The organism is Kocuria sp. UBA1838 (assembly GCF_002338785.1).
Taxonomy (GTDB): Bacteria; Actinomycetota; Actinomycetes; order Actinomycetales; family Micrococcaceae; genus Kocuria; species Kocuria marina.
On sequence record NZ_DDIY01000005.1, the window covers coordinates 66537 to 89359 of the forward strand.

The 22823-nt window shown below is 69.2% G+C and carries 20 protein-coding genes, 2 tRNA genes and 1 other RNA gene; 19 read left to right on the plus strand and 4 right to left on the minus strand.

What is annotated here, in order from left to right; all coding sequences use genetic code 11:
- The first annotated feature begins 25 nt into the window (after positions 1 to 25).
- The 14 genes from murC to B3I25_RS02140 all read left to right on the plus strand — a co-directional run bounded on the left by murC (position 26) and on the right by B3I25_RS02140 (position 15848).
- Positions 26 to 1432 (plus strand): UDP-N-acetylmuramate--L-alanine ligase, encoded by a 1407-nt coding sequence (gene murC / locus B3I25_RS02075; RefSeq protein WP_231885494.1) that lies wholly within the window; start codon positions 26 to 28, stop codon positions 1430 to 1432.
- Entirely contained in the window at positions 1432 to 2682 is a 1251-nt protein-coding gene (locus B3I25_RS02080; RefSeq protein ID WP_286737657.1) for a cell division protein FtsQ/DivIB, read from the plus strand. Before murC ends, B3I25_RS02080 begins: the two co-directional genes overlap by 1 nt.
- A gap of 244 nt (positions 2683 to 2926) precedes the next feature.
- On the plus strand, positions 2927 to 4171 hold the full coding sequence (ftsZ, locus tag B3I25_RS02085) for a cell division protein FtsZ (RefSeq protein ID WP_064845735.1): 1245 nt from the start codon (positions 2927 to 2929) through the stop codon (positions 4169 to 4171).
- A 215-nt stretch (positions 4172 to 4386) separates the two neighbouring features.
- On the plus strand, positions 4387 to 5121 hold the full coding sequence (locus tag B3I25_RS02090; protein ID WP_064845734.1) for a polyphenol oxidase family protein: 735 nt from the start codon (positions 4387 to 4389) through the stop codon (positions 5119 to 5121).
- Positions 5121 to 5933, plus strand: coding sequence for a YggS family pyridoxal phosphate-dependent enzyme (locus B3I25_RS02095; protein ID WP_064845733.1), 813 nt, complete (start codon positions 5121 to 5123; stop codon positions 5931 to 5933). The genes B3I25_RS02090 and B3I25_RS02095 overlap by 1 nt, the downstream gene beginning before the upstream one ends.
- A 62-nt stretch (positions 5934 to 5995) precedes the next feature.
- On the plus strand, positions 5996 to 6520 hold the full coding sequence (locus B3I25_RS02100; protein ID WP_064845732.1) for a cell division protein SepF: 525 nt from the start codon (positions 5996 to 5998) through the stop codon (positions 6518 to 6520).
- Between the two features lie 2 nt (positions 6521 to 6522).
- Positions 6523 to 6819, plus strand: coding sequence for a YggT family protein (locus B3I25_RS02105; protein ID WP_064845731.1), 297 nt, complete (start codon positions 6523 to 6525; stop codon positions 6817 to 6819).
- Positions 6820 to 6950: 131 nt separating this feature from the next.
- Positions 6951 to 7712, plus strand: a complete 762-nt coding sequence (locus tag B3I25_RS02110) for a DivIVA domain-containing protein (RefSeq protein ID WP_286737661.1) — start codon at positions 6951 to 6953, stop codon at positions 7710 to 7712.
- A gap of 6 nt (positions 7713 to 7718) precedes the next feature.
- A complete protein-coding gene (gene lspA / locus B3I25_RS02115) occupies positions 7719 to 8252 on the plus strand; it encodes a signal peptidase II (RefSeq protein ID WP_414672681.1) in 534 nt (177 codons plus the stop codon).
- Entirely contained in the window at positions 8242 to 9219 is a 978-nt protein-coding gene (locus B3I25_RS02120; RefSeq protein WP_156523323.1) for an RluA family pseudouridine synthase, read from the plus strand. Before lspA ends, B3I25_RS02120 begins: the two co-directional genes overlap by 11 nt.
- 116 nt (positions 9220 to 9335) lie before the next feature.
- Positions 9336 to 12830, plus strand: a complete 3495-nt coding sequence (gene dnaE, locus B3I25_RS02125; RefSeq protein WP_202931690.1) for a DNA polymerase III subunit alpha — start codon at positions 9336 to 9338, stop codon at positions 12828 to 12830.
- Positions 12831 to 13047: 217 nt separating this feature from the next.
- Entirely contained in the window at positions 13048 to 14433 is a 1386-nt protein-coding gene (gene hisD / locus B3I25_RS02130; protein ID WP_064845142.1) for a histidinol dehydrogenase, read from the plus strand.
- A 3-nt stretch (positions 14434 to 14436) separates the two neighbouring features.
- Entirely contained in the window at positions 14437 to 15111 is a 675-nt protein-coding gene (nrdR, locus tag B3I25_RS02135) for a transcriptional regulator NrdR (protein WP_064845143.1), read from the plus strand.
- A 95-nt stretch (positions 15112 to 15206) separates the two neighbouring features.
- Entirely contained in the window at positions 15207 to 15848 is a 642-nt protein-coding gene (locus tag B3I25_RS02140; RefSeq protein WP_286737663.1) for a GNAT family N-acetyltransferase, read from the plus strand.
- Positions 15849 to 16111: 263 nt separating this feature from the next.
- Here the strand turns inward: B3I25_RS02140 and B3I25_RS02145 are convergent.
- Positions 16112 to 16187: transfer RNA gene (locus B3I25_RS02145), tRNA-Val, on the minus strand.
- 208 nt (positions 16188 to 16395) lie between these two features.
- Here B3I25_RS02145 and B3I25_RS02150 point away from each other — a divergent pair.
- Positions 16396 to 16466 (plus strand) — tRNA-OTHER (locus B3I25_RS02150).
- Positions 16467 to 16590: 124 nt separating this feature from the next.
- Complete coding sequence (gene gndA, locus B3I25_RS02155) at positions 16591 to 18048, plus strand: NADP-dependent phosphogluconate dehydrogenase (RefSeq protein ID WP_286737664.1); 1458 nt, start codon at positions 16591 to 16593, stop codon at positions 18046 to 18048.
- 108 nt (positions 18049 to 18156) lie between these two features.
- On the opposite strand, the gene epsC is transcribed toward gndA, so the two are convergent.
- The 3 genes from epsC to msrA form a co-directional block, all read right to left on the minus strand.
- A complete protein-coding gene (epsC, locus tag B3I25_RS02160; protein ID WP_035961303.1) occupies positions 18157 to 18741 on the minus strand; it encodes a serine O-acetyltransferase EpsC in 585 nt (194 codons plus the stop codon).
- A 118-nt stretch (positions 18742 to 18859) separates the two neighbouring features.
- Positions 18860 to 19795, minus strand: a complete 936-nt coding sequence (gene cysK / locus B3I25_RS02165) for a cysteine synthase A (protein ID WP_035961305.1) — start codon at positions 19793 to 19795, stop codon at positions 18860 to 18862.
- Positions 19796 to 19890: 95 nt separating this feature from the next.
- A complete protein-coding gene (gene msrA / locus B3I25_RS02170) occupies positions 19891 to 20430 on the minus strand; it encodes a peptide-methionine (S)-S-oxide reductase MsrA (RefSeq protein ID WP_085105929.1) in 540 nt (179 codons plus the stop codon).
- Positions 20431 to 20500: 70 nt separating this feature from the next.
- Between msrA and B3I25_RS02175 the strand changes: the two genes are divergently transcribed.
- The 3 genes from B3I25_RS02175 (at position 20501) to rnpB (ending at position 22683) form a co-directional block, all read left to right on the plus strand.
- Positions 20501 to 21382 (plus strand): Nif3-like dinuclear metal center hexameric protein, encoded by an 882-nt coding sequence (locus B3I25_RS02175; RefSeq protein ID WP_098054558.1) that lies wholly within the window; start codon positions 20501 to 20503, stop codon positions 21380 to 21382.
- Between the two features lie 53 nt (positions 21383 to 21435).
- A complete protein-coding gene (locus B3I25_RS02180) occupies positions 21436 to 22164 on the plus strand; it encodes a zinc ribbon domain-containing protein (RefSeq protein ID WP_286737667.1) in 729 nt (242 codons plus the stop codon).
- 140 nt (positions 22165 to 22304) lie between these two features.
- Positions 22305 to 22683: RNase P RNA component class A (gene rnpB, locus B3I25_RS02185), an RNA gene on the plus strand.
- The last annotated feature ends 140 nt before the right edge of the window (positions 22684 to 22823 follow it).

Here is a 22823-nt window from a genome sequence, read left to right on the forward strand (position 1 = left end):
CCCCCCCATGTCCCCAGGAGAACCAGTGAACACCCAGCAACCCCTCGATCCCCACGGCCTGGGCCGCGTGCACTTCATCGGCATGGGCGGGGCGGGCATGTCCGCGGTCGCGCGGTTGCTGCTCGCGCGCGGTGTGGCGGTGAGCGGTTCGGACGCGAAGGACTCGGCCGGGTTGCGGCAGCTCGAGGCGCTGGGAGCCACGGTGTTCGTGGGGCAGTCCGCGGCCAACGTGGCCGACGCCGCCACGGTGGTCGTCTCCACGGCAATTAAGGAGACGAACCTGGAACTGGCCGCCGCACGTGCCGCGGGTGCGCGGATCCTGCACCGCTCGCAGGCACTCGCTGCGGCGATGCACGGCAGGAACGTGATCGCGGTCGCGGGGACGCACGGGAAGACGACCACGAGTTCGATGGCCGCCGTGGCCCTGCAGGCGGCCGGCATGGACCCGTCCTGGGCCGTGGGCGCCCACGTCCCGGATCTCGGCGCCAATGCGGGCTTCGGTTCCGGCGACTGGTTCGTGGCTGAGGCCGACGAGTCGGACGGCTCCTTCCTGACCTACCACCCGCGGATCGCAATCATCACCAACGTGGAACCGGACCACCTGGACCACTACGGCAGCGCCCAGGCGTTCTACGCCGCCTTCGACGAGTTCTGCGACACGATCCGCCCCAGCGGAACCCTCGTGGCGTGCGCGGACGATCCGGGCTCGGAGCAACTCGCGCGGCGTCGTCGGGACCGCGGGGAGGCCGCGCTCACGTACGGGCAGAACCCGGCCGCGGACGTCGTCGTCTCGGACGCCACGCCGCACGGCACGGGCTCGTCCTGCACGCTCACGTTCGACCGCGACGGCGCCCGGCGCACCGTGGCGCTCACGCTCGCCGTTCCCGGAGCGCACAACGTGGCCGACGCCGCGGCGGCGTTCACCGCGGGCCTTGCCGCGGGCGCGGACCCGGACCTGCTCGCCGAGGGCCTGGGCTCGTTCCACGGTTCGTCACGGCGCTTCGACCCCAAGGGCGAGGACGGCGGGGTGCGGGTCTTCGACGACTACGCTCACCACCCCACGGAGGTCGCCGCCGCGCTCACGGCCGCGCGCGACGTCGCCCAGGGTCACCGCGTGCTCGCCGTGTTCCAACCCCACCTGTACTCGCGCACCCGGGAGTTCGCGGAGGCGTTCTGCCGCGCCCTCGAGATCGCGGACCTCGCGTGCGTCACGGACGTCTTCGGCGCGCGCGAGGAACCCCAGCCGGGGATCACCGGCGCCGCGATCACCGGACACGCCTCCGACGACCGGGTGGTCTCCACCCCGAGCGCCGAGGAGGCGATCGAGACCGTGGTGGCCCGCGCGCGTCCCGGGGACGTGATCATGACGATCGGCGCCGGTGACGTGACCGCTCTCGGGCCGCGGATCCTCTCCGCGTTGGCGCAGCGCTGATGGCACGCTCCGTCCCTCCGCACCAGCCCCGTGTGGGCGGCGCTCCGTTCGACGCGGACGACGCCGCCGCGCGCGACACCGTCGATCCGTCCGGTGCCGAGCCTGACACCGGGGCCGCCGACCCGTCCGGAACCGCCGACACGTCCGGCATCTCTGACATCTCCGGGACCGGGACGGACGCCTCGACCCCGTGGGACGCGGACCTCCCGTTCCCGACGTCGGGCCCCACCGGAATGGGGTCGTCGGTCGTGGGTCGGGGATCGCGGGGACGCACGCCCGGTGCGTCCTCGGGTGGGTCGAGGTCCGCGCGCGGCCGCGGCAGCGCGCCCGAGGACGCAATGGGCGTTGCCCCGGACGAACAGACCCCCGTCCGCGTGCACGGCGGTGCCAAGGTCACGCGTGTGGCCACGGACGAACTCGAGGCCGTGCCGAGTGCCGGGGGACGGTTCTCGACGTGGCGGGCCCAGCGCCGGGCGGCGCGTGCCGCCGAGGACGCGCCCGAGGACACCGCCGCCGAGGCCGACGACGACTCCACGACCGTCGTGCCGTTCCCGCCGAGCCAGCACCGGCGCACCCGGCGCCGCCGTCTGCTCGCACTACTGCTGAGCCTCGTGGTGCTCGCGGCGCTGGCGCTCGTGGTCTTCTTCTCGCCGTTGTTCGCGACCCGCACGATCGACGTGCAGGGTGCGACCCTCACGGACCCCCGCACGGTGGAGCAGGCCCTGGCCGGGTACGAGGGAGTCCCCATGCCCCGGATCTCCAAGCAGGAGATCATGGACTCGGTCGGTGACGTCCCCCAGGTGAAGTCCGTGGACGTGGTGCTGCGGCCCCCGCACACCATCACGGTGCACCTGCACGAACGCGTGGGCGTGGCCGTGGTCGAGGACGGGTCCGACCTGGTGCTCGTGGACTCGGAGGGCAAGTCCCTCAGCACCGTGCCCCGTGCCCAGCGCCCTGACGTGCCCCTCGTGGCCGGTGGCCGGGGCGTGTTGAGCACCCAGAAGTTCACCGACATCTCCGAGGTCCTGGCCGCCCTGCCGGCGGACGTGCTGTCCCGTTTGGACGCGGCCGACGCCCCGTCCGGCTCGGCCGTGGAGCTCACTCTCAAGGACGGCAAGAAGGTCCTATGGGGGGATGCGGGGGAGAGCGAACTGAAGTCGCAGGTCGTGGCCGCCCTGATGAACTCGGACGCCTCGAAGGACGCCTCGCTCATCGACGTCTCCGCACCGTTGCACCCCGTGGTCCGGTGAGAATCCAGCGCATTTTCTCAACCCATGCCTGAGACTTTAAAGTTGGGCGCGACCAGGGGATGTATGGCAAACTCCGGTAACACGTGGGAGCATGATACGGAGAACAGAGCGGGGTTGTTATCCTTACCCTGATCAGGATATTGCACCCGCGGGTGCCAATATCCCGGGAGTTTCACCTCAGGGTTGAAACTTTACCCCAACCGAACATCCCACGTTCCCGCAAGCCCACGCGAGTTAGGTGCATATGGACTCCTCAACCCCCCAGAACTACTTGGCCGTCATCAAAGTGGTCGGCATCGGCGGCGGCGGTGTCAACGCCGTCAACCGCATGATCGAAGAAGGTCTGCGTGGCGTCGAGTTCATTGCCATCAACACGGACGCCCAGGCACTGTTGATGTCGGACGCGGACGTCAAGCTGGACGTTGGCCGCGAACTGACCCGCGGTCTTGGCGCCGGCGCCAACCCGGACGTGGGACGCCAGGCCGCCGAGGACCACGAGGAGGAGATCCAGGAGGTCCTCAAGGGCGCGGACATGGTCTTCGTGACCGCCGGCGAGGGTGGCGGAACCGGTACCGGTGGCGCGCCCGTCGTGGCCCGCATCGCCCGCTCGCTCGGCGCGCTGACCATCGGTGTGGTCACCCGCCCATTCACCTTCGAGGGTCGGCGCCGGTCCAACCAGGCCGAGAACGGCATCGAGACCCTGCGGGACGAGGTGGACACGCTCATCGTGATCCCCAACGACCGCCTGCTGTCCATCTCGGACCGCAACGTGTCCATGCTGGACGCCTTCAAGTCCGCGGACCAGGTACTGCTGTCCGGTGTCTCCGGCATCACTGACCTGATCACCACCCCGGGCCTGATCAACCTGGACTTCGCGGACGTCAAGTCCGTGATGCAGGGTGCCGGTTCGGCGCTCATGGGCATCGGCTCCGCCCAGGGCGAGGACCGTGCCGTGAAGGCCGCGGAGCTCGCGATCGCGTCCCCGCTGCTCGAGGCCTCGATTGACGGTGCCCACGGTGTGCTGCTGTCCATCCAGGGTGGTTCAGACCTCGGTCTGTTCGAGATCAACGAGGCCGCGCGCCTCGTGCAGGAGGTCGCCCACCCGGAGGCCAACATCATCTTCGGTGCCGTGATCGACGACGCCCTGGGGGACCAGGCCCGCGTGACGGTCATCGCCGCCGGGTTCGACTCGGTCTCGCAGGAGACCAACGCCAACAACTCCTCGCCCGCGCAGCGCCAGGCGGAGAACACCCGCGCGGCCTTCGGCGGGGACGCGACCCGGCCCTCGGGTCTGGGTCGTTCCCCGCAGCGCGGCGGCTCGTCCTACGGCGCTCCCGCCGGGGGCTTCGGGTCCCGGCAGAACCAGGACGACGACATCCCCGACGACGCGGGCTTCGACGTCGACCTGCCCGCGGAGTCGGACGCGCCGTCGTCCTCGAACACCTCCGGGCGCAAGGACTCCCTGGATTTCCCGGACTTCCTGAAGTGAGTCCGGCGGTGCGCGTCGCGCGCACCGTTCCGGGGGACTGATATCGGGGCCGGTGCCCGCACGGGCGGCACGGGTTCGCGCGAGCACCCTGCAGTGTGAACGCCCTGCAGCGCAAACACCGATCGGGGTGCAGCACGGGGTGGTCACCGCTGAGGTGACCACCCCGCCGACGTTCCCGCGCCCATCGCGAGGCGCGGCACTGGAAGGAGAGCGGCATGTGGTTCCGCAGCGAGCACCACGGTGTGGGGATCGCGTTCACGGATGCGACCGAGGGCAACCTGGCCACGCACACTGGCGACGATCCCGCGGTGGTGCGGCAGCGGCGTCGTACGGTGGAGCGCGAGCTGGGCACCGGGGCGCGCGGCGTGCGGTTCGTACACCAGGTGCACGGCACCACCGTGCACGACGCCACGGGCACCGACGCCCCCGAACAGGCCCCCGAGGCGGACGCGGCCGTGAGCACGGACGGCACGCCCCTGGGGATCCTCACGGCGGACTGCCTTCCCGTGGTCTTCGTGGGCCGCACGGACGACGACGCCGCGGCGCCGGTCCTCGCGGTGGCCCACGCGGGCCGCAAGGGTCTGCTGGACGGGGTCCTGCAGCACACCGTCGGCGCGCTCGAGGACCGCGGTGCCACCGGGATCACCGCGTGGATCGGCCCCGCGGTGTGCGGGGACTGCTACGAGGTACCCGCGGAGATGGCCGAGGCGGCCGAGGCCGCGCTGCCCGGAATCGCGACCACCACGGCGTGGGGCACCCCCGGCCTGGACCTGCCGAGTGCCGCGGACGCGCTGCTGCGTGAGCGGGGCGTGAGCGTCGCGACCGCAGGCACGGATCGCAAGGCCTGGTGCACGCTCGAGCACCGCGCGCTGTACTCGTACCGCCGGGACACCACACCGCAACGACTGGCCGGGCTCGTGTGGGCCCGCAACGGGAGGGGCACCGCATAATGGACACCACTGATCCGCAGGACGCGGGTCGCACCGCGGAACTCGCGCAGCGGTTGTCCGCGGTGCGCCAACGGATCCTGCGCGCGGCCGAGGACCGCGCGCCCGAGCGCGCCCGCGGGGGCGAGCTGCCTTCGCTCGTGGTCGTGACCAAGTTCTTCCCCGCCCAGGACGTCCTGCGCCTGCGGGAACTGGGCGTGCGTGCGGTGGGGGAGAACAAGGACCAGGAGGCCGGGCCCAAGGCCGCGGAGGTCGCTGAGACCCTCGCCCGACAGGAGCCTCCCGTGAGCCCTCCCGCGTGGCACTTCGTGGGGCAGTTGCAGTCCAACAAGGCCAAGCACGTGGTCAAGTACGCGTCCTGGGTGCATTCCGTGGACCGACCTTCGCTCGTCACCGCGCTCGGCAAGGCGGTGCGTTCGCACCGCGACGCGGCCCTCGCGGGGGACGCGCGGCCCGCCCCGTGCGACGACGCCGATCTGCCGTGTCTCGTGCAGGTCAACCTGGACCCGGTTGCCGAGCCGGACGGTCACCGCGGGGGAGCGCACCCGGACACCGTCCTGGAGCTCGCGCGGACGCTCGAGGGGACCGAGGGGTTGCGCGTGGGCGGTGTGATGGCGGTGGCCCCGTTGGGCGCCGAACCCCGTGAGGCCTTCGAGACATTGTGGAAGCTCTCCCAGGATGTGCAGCGGGAATTCCCGGACGCGCGGGCGATCTCCGCGGGCATGAGCGCGGACCTCGAAGCAGCCGTGGCCGCGGGGGCCACGCACGTGCGGATCGGTTCGGATGTTCTCGGGCCGCGGCCCGCCGTGCGGTAGCGTAAGGACGGACGACATGCGGGCCGACCTGAGTCGGTCCGTTCTGTGATTGAGGAGAGAATATGGCCGGAGCGCTGCGTCGCACCATGGTCTATCTCGGGCTGGCCGAGAGCGACGACGAGTACCACTCCGAAGAAACCCCCCGCCCTCGGGAGACCCCCCAGCACGCCTCGAGCGGTTCCACGACTGCGGTGAGCGAGACTGGCAGCACCTCCATGGCCCGCCGGTCCCCCGAGTACCGAGCCCCCGTGACCCCCATCAAGCGGGCTCCCAGTTCCCGAGAGGACGACAACGAATTGCGCACCATCACCACTGTGCACCCCCGGTCGTACAACGACGCCAAATCCATCGGTGAGGCGTTCCGGAACGGCACACCGGTGATCATGAACGTCTCCGACATGGGTGAGGCCGAGGCCAAGCGTCTCGTGGACTTCGCCGCGGGGCTGGTCTTCGCCCTGCACGGGTCCATCGAACGGGTCACCGCCAAGGTGTTCCTGCTGACCCCGTCCTTCGTGGAGGTCCTCGACCAGGGCCACTCGGACGAGATCGACGAGGATACCGGTTCGGTCCAGCGGGTCGAGGGCTGAGCATGGGCCTGGTGCTGTCGATCGTCTACCTCGTGGTCCACGTGCTCTACATCGCCCTGCTGGGCCGCCTCGTGCTGGACTGGGTACAGATGTTCGCGCGCGGCTGGCGTCCCAAGGGTATGGCGCTCGTGGCGGCGTCCACGATCTACTCGTTGACCGATCCCCCTATGAAGGCGCTGCGCCGGCTCGTGCCGCCGCTGCGCTTCGGCGGGGTAGCGCTGGACCTGGGGTTCCTGATCCTGGTCTTCGCCGTCAGCATCCTGCAGGCCGTCCTGGCCGGTTTCCTGCTGCGCGGCTGAGCGGTCCGTGCCCCGGGCGCGGCCACGCGGCTGTATCCTGGGCCAGAATTCACCGCGCAACGGCGGCAGTCACCACCGGGCACGGTCACCATCCGAGCGGTTCAATTCATCTAGAGGAGTGAGGACATCTCATGGCTTTGACACCCGAAGACGTCATCAACAAGCGCTTCCAACCCACCAAGTTCCGTGAGGGCTACGACCAGGACGAGGTGGACGACTTCCTCGACGAGATCGTCGTGGAGCTGCGTCGCCTCAACCAGGAGAACGACGCCCTGCGCAAGCAGGTCGAGACCCTGGGTGGGCGCCCCGAGGAGTCCGCCGTGGAGACCTCCGCGGTCTCGCAGTCCACCGAGGACGTCCAGGAGACCACGGCGACTCCGGCCGCCTCGGTGACCGAGACCTCCGAGACGACCACGGTGTCCGAGCCCGTGCGCGTGACGGACGAGCAGTCCTGGAGCACCGCCGCGACGGTCGCTCCGAGCGCGGGCACGACGTCGTCGACCGCCGCCCAGCCTGCTGCGACGCAGAACGTCCCGACCACCGAGTCCGCCGAGTCCGCGGCCGCGGTGCTCGCCATGGCGCAGAAGCTGCACGACGACTACGTCTCGCAGGGCCAGGCCGAGCGTGAGCGCCTGATCACCGAGGGCCGCACCCAAGCGGACCAGCTCGTGGCGGACGGCAAGCGCACCAAGGAGGAGACCCTGTCCTCGCTCGAGCGCGAGAAGGTGGACCTCGAGGCCTCCGTGGCGCAGCTGCGCAGCTTCGAGGAGGACTACCGCGGCAACCTCAAGAGCTTCCTCAACGCCCAGCTGAACGATCTCGCCAACACCGGATCGCTCGAGCCCGCTGACGCTCCCGTCTCCGCGACCACCAAGCGCACGGGCGCCAAGTAAGCGCCGGTGACGGAACATACCCCTGACGCGGCGGCGGCCCCCGGGACCTCCCGGGTGGGCCGCCGCTGCCTCGTCATCTCCCTGCTCGTGGCCGCAGCGTGGTACGCGGCGGACCAGCTAAGCAAACTGTGGGTCGTGGAGAACCTCCCGATCGGCCGGCAGTACCCCCTGATCCCCGGCCTGCTGTGGTGGGAACACATCCGCAACAGCGGCGCGGCGTTCTCCCTCGGTTCCAACTTCACGTGGGTCTTCACGATCGTGATGGCCGTGGTAATCGTTGCGATCCTGTGGAACCTGCGCCGGGTGCGGGACCCGCTGTGGGCGCTCGCCCTGGGACTGGTCCTGGGCGGTGCCGCGGGCAACCTCACCGACCGGTTGTTCCGGGAGCCCTCCTTCGCGCACGGACACGTGGTGGACTTCATCGCGGTGCCCCGCTTCGCGATCTTCAACGTGGCCGATTGCGGGGTGGTCGTGGGCGTGGTGCTGATCCTCGTGCTGATCATGACCAATCGCCAGATGGAGGTGCCCCGTGGCCGTTGAGCACACTCGCCCCACCGGTTCCGAACCCGAGTACGTGAGCGAGCGGTTCACGGCCACGGCCGAGCAGGAAGGTTCCCGGCTCGACGCCGCCGTGGCCGCCTGGACGGGTTTGTCCCGTTCGGCGGCGGCACAGTTGTGCGCCGAGAAGCGGGTGAGCTTCCGGGGGCGGCCCGCGCCCAAGTCCCACAGGGTGGGTGCGGCCGAGACCTACACGGTCCAGGTCCCGGTGCCCGAGGACCCCCACCGCATCGCCGCGCAGCACGTTCCGGATCTACGCCTGGTGCACGTGAACCCGGGCTACGTGGTGATCGACAAACCCGCAGGGGTTGCCGCGCACCCCTCGCCCGGGTGGAAGGGACCCACCGTGGCCGGGGCGCTGGCCGGGGCTGGGATCACGATTGCGACCTCGGGGGCTCCCGAGCGACAGGGGATCGTGCACCGCCTGGACGTGGGGACCTCCGGGCTCATGGTCGTCGCCCGCGACGAGAACGCCTACACGGTGCTCAAGCGCGCCTTCAAGGAGCGCACGGTCACCAAGGTCTACCACACGGTGGTCCAGGGCATCCCGGATCCGCTCAAGGGAACCATCGACGCCCCAATCGGGCGGCACCCGGGACACGAGTGGCGCTTCGCGGTGCTGCAGGACGGTCGCCGTTCCGTGACCCATTACGAGGTGCTCGAGGCCTTCGGGCGGGCGTCCCTCGTGGAGGTGCACCTGGAGACCGGGCGCACCCACCAGATCCGCGTGCACTTCAACGCCCTGCAGCACCCGTGCTGCGGGGATCTCACGTACGGGGCGGATCCCGCGCTGTCCGCGGGGCTGGGGCTCACGCGGCAGTGGTTGCACGCCACGCGGCTCGGGTTCACGAGCCCCGACACGGGGGAGGACGTGGAGTACACGAGCCCCTATCCCGCGGATCTCGCCTATGCCGTGGAGACGCTGCGGGAGGGCGGCCCGCAGCTGTGACGGATCTCCACCGCGTCCACCCTCAGCGGGTCGGTGCGGGGTCCTAGACTGGGGCGGTGACTTCGGCGACCGGCAAAAAAGGCTTCACCCATCTCCACGTGCACACCGAGTACTCCATGTTGGACGGTGCCGCGCGCCTGACCGACCTCTTCGAGGAATGCCACCGGTTGGGCATGGACTCCCTGGCCACCACGGACCACGGCTTTGTCTTCGGGGCGTTCGACTTCTGGAACAAGGCGCGCGCCGCGGGGATCAAGCCGATCATCGGTGTGGAGGCCTATCTGACCCCGGGCACCGCGCGGCAGGACCGTTCCCGCGTGAAGTTCGCGGACGGCGGGCGCGACGACGTCTCGGGCGCCGGTGCCTACACCCACATGACCCTGCTCGCGCAGACGAGCGAGGGCATGCAGAACCTGTTCCGCGCGTCCACCAAGGCGTCGCTCGAGGGTCAGCTGTACAAGCCGCGTATGGACCGGGAACTGCTCAACCAGTACGGCAAGGGTCTGATCGCCACCACGGGCTGCCCGTCCGGTGAGGTGCAGACCCGCTTGCGGTTGGGTCAGTACGACCAGGCCGTGCAGGCGGCCGCCGAGTTCCGGGACATCTTCGGCGCAGAGAACTTCTACTGCGAACTCATGGACCACGGGCTCGGGATCGAGAAGCGGGTCACGCAGGACCTGCTCAAGCTCGCCAAGGAGCTCAACCTGCCGCTCGTGGCCACCAACGACCTGCACTACACGCACGCGGAGGACGCCAAATCCCATGCCGCGTTGCTGTGCGTGCAGTCCGGTTCCACGTTGCAGGACCCCAAGCGGTTCAAGTTCGACGCGGACGAGTTCTACCTCAAATCCCCGGAACAGATGCGCGAGCTCTTCCGGGACTTCCCGGAGGCGTGCGACAACACCCTGGAGATCGCCGAGCGCTGCGAGGTGGACTTCGACACCTCCGCGAACTACATGCCGCGTTTCCCCACCCCGGAGGGCGAGGACGAGACCTCGTGGTTCATCAAGGAGGTCGAGAAAGGGCTGCACTACCGCTTCCCCGGGGGCATCCCGGACGACGTCCGCGAGCAGGCCGAGTACGAGAAGAAGATCATCATCCAGATGGGCTTCCCCGGTTACTTCCTGGTGGTCGCGGACTTCATCAACTGGTCCAAGGACAACGGGATCCGCGTGGGTCCGGGCCGTGGTTCCGGTGCGGGGTCCATGGTCGCGTACGCCATGCGCATCACCGAGCTCAACCCGCTGCAGCACGGGCTGATCTTCGAGCGCTTCCTCAACCCGGACCGCGTGTCCATGCCCGACTTCGACGTCGACTTCGATGATCGCCGCCGCTCCGAGGTCATCCACTACGTGACCGAGAAGTACGGCGACGAGCGCGTGGCCATGATCGTCACGTACGGCACCATCAAGGCCAAGCAGGCGCTCAAGGACTCCTCCCGCGTGCTGGGCTACCCGTTCTCCATGGGGGAGCGGTTGACCAAGGCCATGCCGCCGGACGTCATGGGCAAGGGCATTTCCCTGCAGGACGTCTACGACCAGGACGCCAAGCGCTACGACGAGGCGGGGGAGCTGCGCGAGATCCTCGCGGACGACCCCGAGTCCATGAAGGTCTTCGAGACCGCCCAGGGCCTCGAGGGGCTCAAGCGCCAGTGGGGTGTGCACGCGGCCGGTGTGATCATGTCCTCGGACCCGCTGATCGACATCATCCCGTTGATGCGCCGCGAGCAGGACGGGCAGGTCATCACCCAGTTCGACTACCCCACGTGCGAGGGGCTGGGGCTGATCAAGATGGACTTCCTGGGGTTGCGCAACCTCACGATCATCTCGGATGCCCTCGAGAACATCACGCTCAACCGGGACGGGTTCGTCCTGGACCTCGAGCACCTGCCGATCGACGACGCTGGTTCCTACGACTTGCTCGCGCGCGGTGACACCCTCGGGGTGTTCCAGTTGGACGGCGGGCCCATGCGTCAGCTGCTCAAACTGATGCGCCCCGACAACTTCGAGGACATCTCCGCGACCATCGCGCTGTACCGCCCCGGGCCCATGGGTGCGAACTCGCACACCAACTACGCGCTGCGCAAGAACGGCGCGCAGGAGATCACGCCGATCCACCCGGAGCTCGCGGAACCGCTGTCGGAGATCCTGGGCACCACGTACGGGTTGATCGTGTACCAGGAGCAGGTCATGGCGATCGCCCAGAAGGTGGCCGGCTACTCCCTGGGTCAGGCGGACATCCTCCGCCGCGCCATGGGCAAGAAGAAGAAGGCGGAGCTGGACAAGCAGTACCAGGGCTTCCACCAGGGGATGATCGACCGCGGGTACTCCGAAGACGCGATCAAGGCGCTGTGGGACATCCTGCTGCCGTTCTCGGACTACGCGTTCAACAAGGCGCACTCCGCGGCCTACGGGCTCGTGTCCTACTGGACGGCGTACCTCAAGGCGCACTACCCGGCCGAGTACATGGCCGCGCTGCTCACCTCGGTCGGTGACGACAAGGACAAGCTCGCCATGTACCTGACCGAGTGCCGCCACATGGGGATCACGGTGCTGCCCCCGGACGTCAACGAGTCCGAACTGAACTTCACCCCGGTGGGCACCGACATCCGCTTCGGCATGGGCGCGGTGCGCAACGTGGGGTCCAACGTGGTGCAGGCCATGGTGGACGCGCGCACCGAGCAGGGCAAGTTCACGTCCTTCACCGATTTCTTGGCCAAGGTCCCGGCCGTGGTGTGCAACAAGCGCACCATCGAGTCCATGATCAAGGCCGGTGCGTTCGACCAGCTGGGTCACACGCGCCGCAGCCTGGTGATGTGCCACGAGCAAGCCGTGGAGGACGTCGTCGCGCAGAAGAAGAAGGAGGACAACGGCGAGTTCACGTTCGACATCTTCGCGATGGGCGGCGCCGACGACGCCGAGCAGGAGACGTTCTCCGTGGAGGTCCCGGAGGTCCCCGAGTGGGAGCGCAAGGATCTGCTGGCGTTCGAGCGCGAGATGCTCGGTCTCTACGTCTCCGACCATCCCCTGCGCGGGCTCGACGACGCCCTGGGCCAGTACACGGACACCGCGATCGCCTCGCTGCTCACCGAGGAGAACACCCGTCCCGACGGTGCGGTGATTACCGTGGGTGGGATGATCACGTCCCTGTCCCGCAGGATCGCGAAGTCGTCCGGCAACGCGTACGCGCGCGTGGAGCTCGAGGACCGCTCGGGATCCATCGAGATCATGTTCTTCGGCAAGGCATATGCGCCCATCGCCGGGGTCCTTGCCGAGGACCTGATCTGCGTAATCAAGGGCCGTATGCAGCGCCGCGACGACGGTTCCATCTCCATCTCCGCCCAGGAACTCACGGTGCCCGAGTTGAGCGTGGATGGTTCCTCGGGACCCGTGTGCGTGGCCCTGCCCGAGCACCGGGCCACGGAGGCCGTGATCCGCCGGATCGGGGAGGTGCTGCGCAATCACAAGGGGGACTCGGAGGTGCGGATCCACTTGGACACGCATCGCAGCGTCCAGGTCATGCGCCTGGGCCCCGAGTACCGGGTCAACCCGTCGCCGGCCCTGTTCGGTGACCTCAAGGTCCTCCTGGGCCCGGCCTGCCTCGAGGCGTGACGACGCGGCGCCGGGCGCGTCACCGGGCGCTCGTGAACGGGCGGCGTCGAACGGGCCGCGGTTCGACGCCGCACGGGTAGTTGCGCGACGCTGCCCGGGCCGCCGCGCGGCGTCGGACTTGACGCTGCGTGACCTCGGAATGCACGGTGCGTGGGTTCTAGCCGTGTGCGGGTGTTGCCCGAGCGGTCCGCGCGGGGCGCGATTGTAGACTGGGCGGGTGAGTGAGTACAGCCTTGAATCCGCATCCCCGGCGACCACTGGTTCCCACCTGCGGGTCATCGACCTGCGGGGACGGCACCTGGACTGGAACGAGCTGCGTGCGGCGGTGCCGCGCCAAGCGGCGTCGTCCGTCGCTGAGGCGGAGGACAGCGTCCGCTCGATCATCGAGGACGTCCGCTCCCGTGGCGCGCAGGCGCTGCGGGATCTCGCCTTCACGTTCGACGGCGTGGACCAGCAACGGATCAGGGTGGCGCCCGAGCAGATCGAGCGCGCGGTGGCCGAACTCGACCCCGCGGTGCGCCACGGACTGGAGTCCGCGATCGAGCGCACGCGCGCCTTCGCCCGGGCGCAGCGGCCGAAGGACGTGAGCGTGGAGGTCGCCCCCGGTGCCGTCCTGCGCCACCGGTGGACCCCGGTGCGTCGCGCAGGGCTCTATATCCCCGGTGGGTTGGCCGTGTACCCGTCCTCGGTCGTCATGAACGTCGTGCCGGCCCAGGCCGCGGGCGTGGAATCCGTGGTGCTGTGTTCGCCGCCCCAGAAGGACTTCGACGGACTGCCCCACCCCGTGATTCTGGCCGCGGCCGGTCTGCTCGGTGTGGACGAGGTGTGGGCCGTAGGCGGCGCGCAGTCGCTCGCCGCCTTGGCCTACGGAATCACCGATGGTGAGGACGTCCTGGAACCCGTCAACACCGTGACCGGCCCGGGCAACATCTTCGTGGCCATGGCCAAGCGGCAGTTGCGCTCCGTGGTGGGCGTGGACGCCGAGGCCGGCACCACCGAGATCGCGGTGCTCGCCGACGACTCTGCGGATCCGAGGTTCGTGGCCGCGGACCTCATCTCGCAGGCCGAACACGATCCCGCTGCGGGGTCCGTGCTGATCACCGATTCCGAGGACCTGGCCCGGGCGGTCGAGGAGCAGCTCGCGGTCCAGGTGCCCGCCGCCAAACACCGTGAGCGGATCGCCACGGCACTGGGTGGACCCCAGTCCGGGGTCGTGCTCACGAACAACCTCGACCAGTCCGTGGCGGTTGCGGACGCGTACGCCGCCGAGCACCTCGAAATCCACACGCGGGACGCCGCCGCGGTGGCCGCGCGGGTGCGCAACGCCGGCGCGATCTTCGTGGGCCCGTACAGTCCCGTGCCCCTCGGGGACTACGCCGCCGGTTCCAACCACGTGCTGCCCACGGGCGGGACCGCGGTGTTCAACTCGGGACTGCAGGCGGCGTCGTTCATGAAGGCCGTGCAGGTCATCGAGTACAGCGAGAAGGCGCTCGCGCAGCTCGAGGACGACATCGTGGCGCTCGCGGACACCGAGGATCTGCCCGCGCACGGCCGCGCCGTCACGATCCGCTCCGAGGCCGCCGCACCGGGCCGGGAAGGCTGAGCCGTGCACTGCCCGTTCTGCCGGCACAACGACTCCAAGGTGGTGGATTCGCGCACCTCGGACGACGGCACATCCATCCGCCGACGCCGCCGGTGCACCGAGTGCGGCCGACGCTTCTCCACGCTCGAGACCACGACCATCTCGGTGATCAAGCGCTCGGGGGTGACCGAACCGTTCGACCGCCAGAAGATCGTCAACGGCGTGCGCAAGGCATGTCAGGGACGCCCCGTCAGCGAGGACGACCTCGCGATGCTCGCCCAGGAGGTGGAGGAATCCATCCGGGCCTCGGGCAGTGCGGAGGTCGAGGCGCACGACGTGGGCCTGTCCATCCTCCCGCCCCTGCGCCGCCTGGACGTCGTGGCCTACCTGCGGTTCGCGTCCGTGTACCAGGCGTTCGACGACCTCGAGGACTTTGAGCGCGCGATCAACGTGCTGCGCGATCAGCAGGCGGAGCTCGCGGGTCAGCAGACCCTCGTTCCTCCCGCTGCGGGTCCGGGAACCAACGGTGGCGTACGACGTCGCTCGGGCCGGCGCCCCGCGCAGGGCACGGACGCGGCGTCGGAGGACACTGCCGCGGAGGCCCCCGAGGACGACACGGCACCGAAGAAGGCCGCTCCGACGCGGCGTCGCCGGGCCAAGAAACCGGCGGAGACGCCCACGCAGCCGCGACTTCTCTGAGCGTCGCACGTCCTTTGCCTGCCGGGTGAACGAGCACGTCATGGACGGGTTCGGCACCCGGCCCGCTCTTAGGGGCGTGCTGTTACTCTCTGGTTGTGCAGACGACTCAGGGCGCCGACCACGACGCCGCGCAGCAGATCGACATCCTCCCCGCGGCCGCCGCGGACACACAGCGCGCCGCCGCGACCCTGGCCCGGGCGTTCTCGGTGGACCCCCACGTGGTGGGTCTGCTCCCGCCCGGTGACGTGATCGGGTCCCTGACCGTCCTGTGGGAGCGCATCGTGCGGGAGACCCTGCAGGCGGGCGGCCACGCGTATCTCGCCGAGCGGCGGGGTGAGGAGCGTCCGTTGGGCGTGGCCCTGTGGGAGGCCCCCGGAAGCAAGGTCTCGATCCCTCGGATGCTTCCGGGTCTGCTGGCTTACGCGCGGGTGTTCCGTGATCGCCTCCCGGATGCCCTTGCGACCGAGTTCCTGGCCCACCGCCAGCATCCAGCCACCCCGCACTGGTACCTCAAGGCCGTGGGGACCCTGCCCGATCTGCAGCGGACGGGAGTGGGGAGCATGCTGCTCAACGAACGGCTCGCCCACATCGACCGCGAGCACACTGGGGCGTACCTGGAGGCCTCCTCGCTGGACCTCGTGCCCTTCTACTCGCGTTTCGGGTTCATCTCCCGGGGACCGGTGCCGTCCCGCGGGACGGTCCCCGCGATCGGGATGTGGCGCCCGCCCGTGGCGTGAGGGACCGGAAGGTTCCCTCCGGGTCCCGCGAAGATCGCCCTGAGATGCGCCTTGCGCACCTGTGCGAGTTCGATGCTGCCAGCGATCAATGCGGCCACGGGGCTCAGGAACGTGCCGTTGATACTCGTGTCGACGACGCCGTCCACGATGTGCTCGGAGAGTCCCCACCGTCTCAGTAGACCTGCATCGCTCGACCTAGGAGATAGGCCGGGGCCATTCCGCGACCCCGGCGCGACGGGCTTGACGTCCGTTCGTCGTACGTGTGGTGGGCCCTACCGGGATCGAACCGATGACATCCACGGTGTAAACGTGGCGCTCTACCAGCTGAGCTAAAGGCCCGGGATCGGGTGGGCACGACTGGACCAGCTGCCAGCACCCGATTGCGGATCAGCCTACCCGCAGGTCACGGCGGGACCCAACACGATGCACGAGTCCGTGTGTGATGTTGACCACGAGAGGTTCCTCGTTCGGCGTCGCGTTTGACACCGCGCGGTCACGATGCGTTAAGCTGATGATGCAAACGCGCTCGGTGACGTGTCTTGCTTGAGGGGACGCTGGTGCGCTAGATCGCTTTCGAGCGTGACAGATACGGCGGTTCGATTCCGTCGGTCTCCACCACTTCCAGAAATCCCCGGGACCCAAGTCCCGGGGATTTCTGCATGTCCGAGCATGTCCGAGCGTGTCCGGGGGAACAGGCGGCAATCGCTGCAACCCCACAGGGCAAATGCGTAGGCTAGGGACCATGGCAGCAGAAAAGAAAGCTCACATCGGCGTCACCGGCCTGGCCGTGATGGGCGCCAACCTGGCCCGCAACTTCGCGCACCACGGGTACACCGTGGCCCTGCACAACCGTTCCGAGGGCAAGACCACGGCCCTCATGGAGGAGCACGGTTCCGAGGGGGACTTCATCCCCACCGAGACCATGGAGGAGCTCGTCGATTCCCTCGAGAAGCCGCGCCGCGTGCTGATCATGGTCAAGGCGGGCGCGCCCGTGGATTCCGTGATCGAGCAGCTGACCCCGCTGCTGGACGAGGGCGACATCATCATCGACGGTGGCAACTCCTACTTCCAGGACACGCGGCGTCGTGAGCGCGAGTGCGCAGAGAAGGGCCTGCACTTCGTGGGCGTGGGTGTCTCCGGCGGTGAGGAGGGCGCCCTCAACGGCCCGTCCATCATGCCGGGTGGTTCCGAGGAGTCCTACAAGAGCCTGGGCCCCATGCTCGAAGACATCTCCGCCAAGGCGGACGACGGCGCTCCGTGCTGCGCGTGGATCGGCACTGACGGCGCGGGTCACTTCGTGAAAATGGTGCACAACGGCATCGAGTACGCGGACATGCAGGTCATCGGTGAGGCGCACGAGCTGCTGCGTTCCGTGGCCGGACTGGAGCCCGCCGAGCAGGCGGACGTGTTCGAGGAATGGAACACCACCGAGCTGTCCTCCTACCTCATCGAGATCACCGCGCAGGTGCTGCGTCAGGTGGACTCCCGGACGGGCAAGCCCTTCATCGACATCGTCGCGGACGCCGCGGGTCAGAAGGGCACCGGCCGCTGGACCGTGCAGGAAGCCCTGGAACTGGGCTCCCCGGTCACCGCGATCGCCGAGTCGGTGTTCGCCCGCGCCCTGTCATCTTCCGAGCCCGTGATGCGCAAGGAGGCCCAAGAGGTGCTGCCAGCCGGCATCGGGGACACCACCGAGGACGTCGTGAAGGACCCCGGGTTCGTGGAGGACGTGCGCAAGGCGCTGTACGCGTCCAAGCTCGTGTCCTACGCGCAGGGCCTGGACATGCTCACCATGGCCGGGCGGGAGTACGGTTGGCAGCTGGACCTCGCGACCATCGCGAGCCTATGGCGCAACGGCTGCATCATCCGCGCCGAACTGCTCAACGTGATCATGGCCGCCTACCAGGGGGACAAGGCCCCGTTGAACCTGCTGTTCGCGCCCGAATTCATCACGTCCATCGAGGACGCACTGCCGTCGTGGCGCCGCGTGGTGGCACGCGCCGTCGAACGCGGCATCCCCGCCCCGGTGTTCTCCTCCGCGCTCGCGTACTACGACGCTCTGCGCCGCCCGCGGCTGAACGCCGCCCTGACCCAGGGCCTGCGGGACTACTTCGGTGCCCACACGTACAAGCGCATCGACGACCCGGACTCCAGCTTCCACGTGCTGTGGAGCGGGGACCGCTCCGAGGTCGTGTCCTGAGCACGTGAACCGTCGACCGCTCCCGAGACAGGGGGTGGTAGCGAGAACGGGCCGGGCCCCCACGTGGAGACCCGGCCCGTTCTCGTTGAACCCGTCAGGTAGTCAGCTTCAGATCCACATCGCGGGATCGATGTAGGTCGCGGGGTCCACGAGCGGTTCCTGCTTCTCCGGGGTGCGCCGGCGCACCTTGCCGGGGATGCCGGTCACGATCGAGTCCTCGGGGACGTCCTTGACCACCACGGCATTGGCGCCCACGGAGGAATCATGGCCCACGGTCAGGGGACCCAGGATCTTGGCACCGGCACCGATGGTCACGCGGTCCTGGATCGTGGGGTGACGCTTGACGGGTTCCAAGGAGCGACCACCGAGGGTCACGCCGTGGTAGATCATCACGTCGTCACCGATCTCCGCAGTCTCACCGATCACCACACCCATGCCATGGTCGATGAAGAAGCGCCGACCGATCGTGGCGCCCGGGTGGATCTCCACGCCCGTGGCCCAGCGGGCGAGCTGGGACACGGTGCGCGCCAGCAACCGGCGGTCCGGGTTGCGCCACAACCGGTGGGACAACCTGTGGGCCCAAATGGCGTGCAGCCCCGAGTAGTTCAGGGCGATCTCCAGGTTGGACCGCGCCGCGGGGTCGTGCGTCCGAGCCGTGTCGAGGTCCTCGTTGAGTCTGCGCCAGAAGCTCACGTGTGTTTCCTCTTCCGTGGTGTGCCGGGGTGGGCCGCCCGCCGTGAAGAACGGGTGCCCGGGGTGCGCCTCACTTGTGGTGCGCATCCCGGACACCCGCACGGTCGGGTCGAGTGGATCAGCCCCGGATGTCTTCGTACAGGATCGTGGAGATGTAGCGCTCACCGAAATCGCACACCACGGCGACGATGAGCTTGTCCCGGTTCTCCTCCTTGGCGGCCTCTTGCAGGGCGGCCCACACGATGGCGCCCGAGGAGATGCCGCCCAGGATGCCTTCCTGGGTGCCGAGCTCGCGGGCGTACTTCACGGAGTTCTCCACGGTGACGTCGTAGACGTCGTCGTAGATCTCACGGTCGAGCACGTCCGGGACGAAGTTCGCGCCGAGGCCCTGGATCTTGTGGGGGCCGGCCTTGCCCTCGGTCAGCAGCGGGGAGTCGGAGGGCTCCACGGCCACGAGCCGGATGTCGGGCTTCTGCTCGCGCAGGTACTTGCCCGCGCCGGAGATGGTCCCGCCCGTGCCGATACCGGCCACGAAAACGTCCACGGCGCCGTCGGAGTCGTTCCAGATCTCGGGACCCGTGGTCTCGTAATGCACCTGGGGGTTGGCGGGGTTGGCGAACTGGCTCGCGAGGATCGCGTTGTCCGAGGAGTCCACGATCTCCTGGGCCTTGTCCACGGCGCCGCGCATGCCGTCGGCACCCGGGGTCAGCACGATCTCCGCACCGTAGGCGCGCAGCATGACCCGGCGCTCGGTGGACATGGTCTCGGGCATGGTCAGGATGACCTTGTACCCGCGGGCAGCACCCACCATGGCCAGGGCGATGCCCGTGTTACCGGAGGTGCCCTCCACGATCGTCCCACCGGGCTTGAGCTGGCCGGAGGCCTCGGCGGCATCCACGATGGCCTTGCCGATCCGGTCCTTCACGGAGTTGGCGGGGTTGTAGAACTCGAGCTTCACGGCCACGTTGCCGGGGAGGTCCTTGTCAAGGTGGTTCAGGCGGACGAGGGGAGTGCCTCCCACGACCTCGGTGACGTCGTTGTAGATCTTGCCCATGACATGTCTCCTGTTCAGTCGGTCCGCGGGGCATGGCGCACGTGCCGGTCCCCGCACAGAATCTTTCCCAGCGTATCGGTGGCCCGGGTGGCGGCTCAGTCGTTCAGCCACACGGCGTAATGTTGGCGCACCTTCGCGAGCTTGGGGTTGATGATCACTTGGCAGTAGCCGTTGAATGGTTGGTTCCCGTAGAAGTCCTGGTGGAAGTCCTCTGCCTCGTACACGGGCCCGAGCGGCTCGATGGTGGTCACCACGGGATCGTCGAACAGGGTCTGCGCCCGGGAGATCGCGGCCTCGAAGAGGTGCCGTTGCTCGTCGTCGGCGGGGAACATGGCGGAGCGGTACTGCGTGCCCACGTCGTAGCCCTGGCGGTTGAGCGTAGTGGGGTCGTGGCCCGTGAAGAACAGGTCCAGAATCACGTCGGCGGGAACCACGGAGGGATCGAACGTGACCTCCACGGCCTCGGCGTGGCCCGTGGTGCCCGAGCACACGGACTCGTAGTCGGGGTGGTCCGTGTGCCCTCCCGTGTACACACTGCGCACCCCCTGCACGCCGCGCACCCTGCGATAGACGGCGTCCAGGCACCAGAAGCAGCCACCGGCCAGCACGAACGTCTGCGGTGTCGATGAAGTCATGCCCAGTACAACGCGTGACGCGCCAGAAGATTCCCGCCGCTCGCCCAGCGCGAACTCCTAGGATGTGGCCATGAGCACCGAACGCCCGTCCGACGCCCCGCCCACGCTCGAGGACGTGCTCGCCGCCGCGGACACTCTGTGGCCCTTCCCGTTGCAGGAGGACTGGGACGCGTCCGGGCTCGTCACGGGGCGGGCGGAGCAGCCGATCCGGCGGATCCACTTCGCGGTGGATCCCGTGGCCGCCGTGGTGGACGAGGCCGTCTCCAGGGACGCGGACCTGTTGCTGACCCACCACCCGCTGTTGCTGCGCGGGGTCACGTCGGTGGCCGCGCACATGTTCAAGGGCCGCGCGATCCACGACCTCATCGAGAACCGCTGCGCCCTGCTGTGTTGCCACACGAACGCGGACTCCGCGCGCCGGGGCGTGTCGGACGCGCTGATCGCGGCGTGCGGTGTCTCTCCCGACGACGCCGCTCCGCTCGTCCCGCACGACACGGACCCCCGCGTGGGGCTGGGTCGGGTGGGGACCCTGACCACGCCGGTGACGCTGCGCGAACTCGCGGACCGACTCGCGCAGCGGATCCCGCCCACGGCGCAGGGCCTGCGCGTGGCCGGCGATCCCGAGCGACCCGTGAGCACCGTGGCGGTGTGCGGGGGCTCCGGGGACTCCCTCTTCAACGAGGTCCGCGCCCACGGGGCGGACGTGTTCGTGACCGCGGACCTGCGCCACCACCCGGTCTCCGAAGCGCGGGAAGCCGCCCTGGGGCCCGGGGGATCGGGCACCCCTGCGCTGATCGACGCCGCCCACTCCGCGAGCGAGGCCCTGTGGTTGCCGTGGGCCGCCGAGGACCTGCGGCACGAACTCGAGCGGCGGGGATTCGCCGTGGAGACCTCCGTCAGCTCGCTGCGCACCGATCCGTGGGACTTCCGGATCGACACGCCCGGGACCTGAAGCACACGCGGACCTACCACCGCACTCAGCCAGCCGCACCCCAGGAGAACGCCATGACCTCGCCCCGCTCGGCCCTTCCCGCCCTGTTGGAACTCCAGTCCGTGGACTCCCGGTTGCTCACCGTGATGGCCCGGGCCAAGGAGTTGCAGACCTCCGAGCGGGTGGCTTCCCTCATGGCCCGGCGGACGCAAGCGATCGCGGCGGCCCGCGCCCTCGAGACCGCCCAGCAGGAGGCCGAGCGGGCGGTGGCCGAGGCGGAGCTGGAGGTCACCCGGATCCAGGACCGGATCGACAAGGACACCGAGCGGCTCAACCACGGCGGCTCCGCCAAGGACCTCATGGGCATCCAGCACGAGATCGACACCCTCACCGCGCAGCGCGGACGGGCCGAGGACGCGCAGTTGCAGGCCATGGACCACGCCGAGGAGGTCACCGCGGACCGGGACCGGAAGCTGCCCCTGTTGCGCGCCGCGGACGCCGAGGCCCGCGCGGCGGTGGCCGACCGGGACGCGGAGCTGTCCCGGCTCAAAGAGGAGCACGCGCGGCTGACCGCGGAGCGCTCCACGCGTGTATCGGAGTTCACTGATCCCGCCCTGCTGAACCGCTACGACGGCCTGCGCACCGCCCGCGGGGGAGGCCGGATCGCCGTCGCACGCTTCGAGAACGGAACGTGCGGGGCGTGCGGCACCCGGTTGAGCCCCGCCGACGCCGCGGCGCTGACGAATACTCCGGCGCAGACCGTGCCCCAGTGCCCCGAGTGTTCCGCGCTGCTCCTGGTGTGAGCCCGGGCTCGCGCGCATCCGGTCCTGAACTGCGCGGCCCGCTCCTCATCGGCCGCTCGCATTGACTCGGGTGCCCCGCGCCAGGGGTGCCAGGCGCTGAGCGTCGGGTGGCCCGGCGGCGCGGTAGGATCGACGGCGGACAGGTGGGCCGGGCGACCGCGCGGCGTCGTTGTGAAGGACGGCGTCTCGAGGAAAGTCCGGGCTCCGCAGAGCAGGACGGTGGGTAACACCCACTCGGGGTAACCCGCAGGACAGTGCCACAGAAAACAGACCGCCCGCCGCGAGCGGGTCAGGGTGAAAAGGTGGTGTAAGAGACCACCAGCGCGCCGGGTGACCGGCGCGGCTCGGTAAACCCCGTCCGGAGCAAGGCCATGCAGGGCGCGTTCGAGGGCTGCTCGCCCGAGCGTCCGGGTAGGCTGCTCGAGCCGTGCGGCAACGCACGGTCTAGATGGATGGTCGTCACCGCGGTGCGGGTAACCGCCCGCGGCACAGAACCCGGCTCACAGGCCCACCTGTCCCCTCTCTGGGGGGCATTCCCGTCCTGACTAGGGAAATGTCGAAAATGCACCGAGTCGATTTGGATGCACTGTGACTCATGTAGACTCAAACGCACTCAACGTAACATCTCCCACGCCCCGAGTATCCGATACAGTAGCCGT

Coding starts and splice junctions, on each gene's coding strand:
- B3I25_RS02080 (WP_286737657.1), top strand. CDS start 1,432: ATGGCACGCTCCGTCCCTCCGCACCAGCCCCGTGTGGGCGGCGCTCCG.
- ftsZ (WP_064845735.1), top strand. CDS start 2,927: ATGGACTCCTCAACCCCCCAGAACTACTTGGCCGTCATCAAAGTGGTC.
- B3I25_RS02090 (WP_064845734.1), top strand. CDS start 4,387: ATGTGGTTCCGCAGCGAGCACCACGGTGTGGGGATCGCGTTCACGGAT.
- B3I25_RS02095 (WP_064845733.1), top strand. CDS start 5,121: ATGGACACCACTGATCCGCAGGACGCGGGTCGCACCGCGGAACTCGCG.
- B3I25_RS02100 (WP_064845732.1), top strand. CDS start 5,996: ATGGCCGGAGCGCTGCGTCGCACCATGGTCTATCTCGGGCTGGCCGAG.
- B3I25_RS02105 (WP_064845731.1), top strand. CDS start 6,523: ATGGGCCTGGTGCTGTCGATCGTCTACCTCGTGGTCCACGTGCTCTAC.
- B3I25_RS02110 (WP_286737661.1), top strand. CDS start 6,951: ATGGCTTTGACACCCGAAGACGTCATCAACAAGCGCTTCCAACCCACC.
- dnaE (WP_202931690.1), top strand. CDS start 9,336: ATGTTGGACGGTGCCGCGCGCCTGACCGACCTCTTCGAGGAATGCCAC.
- gndA (WP_286737664.1), top strand. CDS start 16,591: ATGGCAGCAGAAAAGAAAGCTCACATCGGCGTCACCGGCCTGGCCGTG.
- cysK (WP_035961305.1), bottom strand. CDS start 19,795: ATGGGCAAGATCTACAACGACGTCACCGAGGTCGTGGGAGGCACTCCC.
- msrA (WP_085105929.1), bottom strand. CDS start 20,430: ATGACTTCATCGACACCGCAGACGTTCGTGCTGGCCGGTGGCTGCTTC.
- B3I25_RS02175 (WP_098054558.1), top strand. CDS start 20,501: ATGAGCACCGAACGCCCGTCCGACGCCCCGCCCACGCTCGAGGACGTG.
- B3I25_RS02180 (WP_286737667.1), top strand. CDS start 21,436: ATGACCTCGCCCCGCTCGGCCCTTCCCGCCCTGTTGGAACTCCAGTCC.